The sequence below is a fragment of the Bradyrhizobium sp. CCH5-F6 genome (assembly GCF_001556045.1).
Taxonomy (GTDB): Bacteria; Pseudomonadota; Alphaproteobacteria; order Rhizobiales; family Xanthobacteraceae; genus Bradyrhizobium.
Genome location: NZ_LSIC01000148.1, coordinates 1 through 986 on the forward strand (window position 1 = coordinate 1; position 986 = coordinate 986).

A 986-nucleotide genomic window follows, 5' to 3' on the forward strand; every position below is an offset into this window, starting at 1 on the left:
TCCATCGGCAGCTGCTGCAGCACGTCCTTGACGAAGCCGTTGACGACGAGGCCGACCGCCTCTTCCTGGCTAAGACCGCGCTGGATGCAGTAGAACAGCACGTCCTCGGAGATCTTCGAGGTCGTCGCCTCGTGCTCGAACGTGGCCGAGGAGTTCTTGGCCTCGATGTACGGCACGGTGTGCGCGCCGCATTTGTCGCCGATCAGCAGGGAATCGCAGGCCGTGAAGTTGCGCGCGCCGGTCGCTTTCCGGTGCGCGGTCACGAGGCCACGATAGGTGTTCTGCGACTTGCCGGCCGCAATGCCCTTGGAGATGATCCGGCTCGACGTGTTCTTGCCGAGGTGGATCATCTTGGTGCCGCTATCCACCTGCTGATAGCCGTTCGAGATCGCGATCGAATAGAACTCGCCGCGGGAATTGTCGCCGCGCAGGATGCAGCTCGGATATTTCCAGGTGATCGCAGATCCCGTCTCGACCTGGGTCCAGGAGATCTTCGAGTTGTTGCCGCGGCAGTCGCCACGCTTGGTGACGAAATTGTAGATGCCGCCCTTGCCTTCCGCATTGCCGGGATACCAGTTCTGCACCGTCGAATATTTGATCTCGGCGTCGTCATGGGCGACGAGCTCGACCACCGCGGCATGCAGCTGGTTCTCGTCGCGCTGGGGCGCGGTGCAGCCTTCGAGATAGGAGACGTAGGAGCCCTTGTCGGCGATGATCAGCGTGCGCTCGAACTGGCCGGTGTTGCGCTCGTTGATGCGGAAATAGGTCGACAGCTCCATCGGACAGCGCACGCCGGGCGGCACGTAGACGAACGAGCCGTCGGAGAACACCGCCGAGTTCAAGGTCGCATAGAAATTGTCCGAGGTCGGAACCACCGATCCCAGATATTTCTGCACGAGTTCAGGATGCTCGCGGATCGCCTCCGAGATCGGCATGAAGATCACGCCGGCCTTCTTCAGCTCCGCCTTGAACGTGGTCGCAACCGA

At 61.6% G+C, this 986-nt stretch carries 1 protein-coding gene; it reads right to left on the reverse strand.

The annotated features are described in order from the left end of the window. The coding region (gene sufB / locus AX729_RS26455) for a Fe-S cluster assembly protein SufB (RefSeq protein ID WP_061027178.1) at window positions 1-986 on the reverse strand (986 nt) is incomplete at both ends.